Genomic DNA, 2,073 nt, shown 5'->3' with positions numbered 1-2,073 from the left:
ACGGCGCGCCATCTGCGCAGCGAGTTCTACTTCCCGACCCTGAGCGACCGGGAGTCGCGCGAGGATTGGGCCGCCGCCGGCGCCAAAACAGCCCGCGAGCGTGCCCGCGAGAAGGCGCGGCAGATCCTGCAAACGCACCAGCCGGCGCGCTGGCCGGACGAGGTGGATGCGCGCATCCGCCGCGAGATCGCCGGCATCGTGCTGTAGACACTCCTGCTTTTTCCCCATCAGGTGACAGCCGCCGCATTAGGGGGCTGTCACCTTTTCTGTGCCCGGTGTTTTTGTAAATGAAGATGTCGGAAACACCACATACCCTGCGGTGGAGAATTTGCGCTGGCTTCGCAGTCGCCGCCGTGGCTTCCACGGTCGCGCCAGGCGATTCCTCTGCTAAAGCATTTTTGAACTTTTTCAACACTCCTGAAAATTCGCTGTTGACAACCCACGCGATTTGTGGTATAGTATGAACTGGTAATTACCAGTTCCAGCCCAACCCCGTCTCATGGCAGTGTATTGCCGTTCCCGAGGGTGGTCGGATGGCCTTACAGCGAAATGGCTCTACTCCACTGCATCTTCAGTTGAAGACCGCGCTGGCCGCACAAATCGCACAGGGCAATCTGCGGCCTGGTCAGCGTCTCCCCTCCGAGCGCCAGTTGTGCGAGATGTTCGGGGTCAGCCGCACCACCGTGCGCCGGGCGATTGAAGAGCTGGAACGCGAGTATCTGATCCGCACTGTGCCGGCCCAGGGCACTTTCGTCACTGCGCCGCAGGTGCGCGTCTCCGTGCATGTATCCCTCGGCGGCTTCACCAGCGACATCCAGCGCGCCGGCCTCTCCCCTTCCAGCATCCTGCTGGAGACCGCGCTGATTTCTCCCGTCCCGGAAGAACTCGCCGGCCCAATGCGCATTTCCCCGGACGAGGAGATCGTCAAGGTCGAGCGCTTGCGCCTGGTCAACGATATCCCCCTGGCCATCCATACCTGCTATCTCCCCCACCGTCTCTGTCCGGGCATCCTGGAACATGATCTGAGCAGGGAATCGTTGTTCGGGCTCCTGCGGAACAAATATGGACTGTGCATCGCCTATGCCCAGGAGCAGGTGTGTGCCTGCCTGGCCGATGACCGCGAGGCAAGATTACTGCGGCTGACGCCGCCGGCGGCGGTCCTGCGCGCCCAGCGCCTGACCTTCCTGGACAGCGGCGAGGTGGTGGAATACTCCTTCTCAAGCTACTGCGGCGAGTGGTACTATCTCACCCTGGTGCTGGAAGGCCAGGAAGCGAGATAATCTTTTCACCAATAGGAGCAGACATGGTTCACATCGTCATCGTTTCCCATGCAGACCTGGGCGAGGCGCTCATCCGGGCGGCGGAGATGATTGTAGGACCCAAAGAAGGGGTGTATGCGGTCTCGCTCCAGCCAGAAGACTGTCCGGAGGCATTGACGGAGCGTCTGACAGCGGTGCTGGAGCCGCTCGCCGGCCAGGAGGTGCTGGTGCTGGTGGACCTCTTCGGCGGCACGCCGTATAACGTCTCGGCCCGCCAGATCATGGAGCGCGGGGTGGAGTGTGTCACCGGCGTCAACCTGCCGATGCTGTTGGAACTGTTGATGTGCCGGGATGAGATGTCGGCCAGCGAGCTGGCTGAGATGATCACCGAGGCCGGCCGGGAATCAGTCAAAAACCTGGGGCCCATGTTCCGCAAGACCATGGCCGCCAATGCCAACCAGGTCTCGGCCGGCCAGTGATAAGCGCGTTTTCCGGTGGGGGGTCTTCGCCTGGCACGGCGAACTTTTTCCTGAGAAGCTGTACCACATCTATCCTAGAAAGGAGGTGATGGACCATCGCTGAGGAGTGGGGTCTGGTTCGCATTGATGATCGTCTCATTCACGGACAGGTGATCGCTGTCTGGTGCAAGCACAAGCCGTTCAAACGCATTGCCATCATCGATGACCAGCTTGCGCAGGACCCGTACATGCAGGAGGTGATGCGTTTGGCGGCGCCGCCTGGCTTAGTGGTGGAGGTCTATTCCGTCGACGCGGCCATTCAGAAACTGAGCCAGGAAACGCAGAACCGCAGTACC

Annotated in this window: 4 protein-coding genes; all 4 read left to right on the top strand. The window is 61.1% G+C overall.

Translation table 11 applies throughout. The features are described from left to right. A partial coding sequence (locus tag H5T60_14320; GenBank protein MBC7243608.1) for a trimethylamine methyltransferase family protein occupies positions 1–207 on the top strand: 207 nt, incomplete at its 5' end. Positions 208–533: 326 nt separating this feature from the next. Beyond that, entirely contained in the window at positions 534–1,280 is a 747-nt protein-coding gene (locus H5T60_14315; protein ID MBC7243607.1) for a GntR family transcriptional regulator, read from the top strand. 23 nt (positions 1,281–1,303) lie between these two features. Beyond that, positions 1,304–1,738, top strand: a complete 435-nt coding sequence (locus tag H5T60_14310; protein ID MBC7243606.1) for a PTS sugar transporter subunit IIA — start codon at positions 1,304–1,306, stop codon at positions 1,736–1,738. 113 nt (positions 1,739–1,851) lie between these two features. Further along, a partial coding sequence (locus H5T60_14305) for a PTS sugar transporter subunit IIB (protein MBC7243605.1) occupies positions 1,852–2,073 on the top strand: 222 nt, incomplete at its 3' end.

It is taken from the genome of Anaerolineae bacterium (assembly GCA_014360855.1).
In the GTDB taxonomy this organism is placed as follows: domain Bacteria; phylum Chloroflexota; class Anaerolineae; order JACIWP01; family JACIWP01; genus JACIWP01.
This window is presented reverse-complemented; position numbering and strand designations above follow the sequence as displayed.

Bases quoted from the DNA above. Each gene is read 5' to 3' on its own strand.
- H5T60_14315 (MBC7243607.1), top strand. From the start codon at position 534: ATGGCCTTACAGCGAAATGGCTCTACTCCACTGCATCTTCAGTTGAAG.
- H5T60_14310 (MBC7243606.1), top strand. From the start codon at position 1,304: ATGGTTCACATCGTCATCGTTTCCCATGCAGACCTGGGCGAGGCGCTC.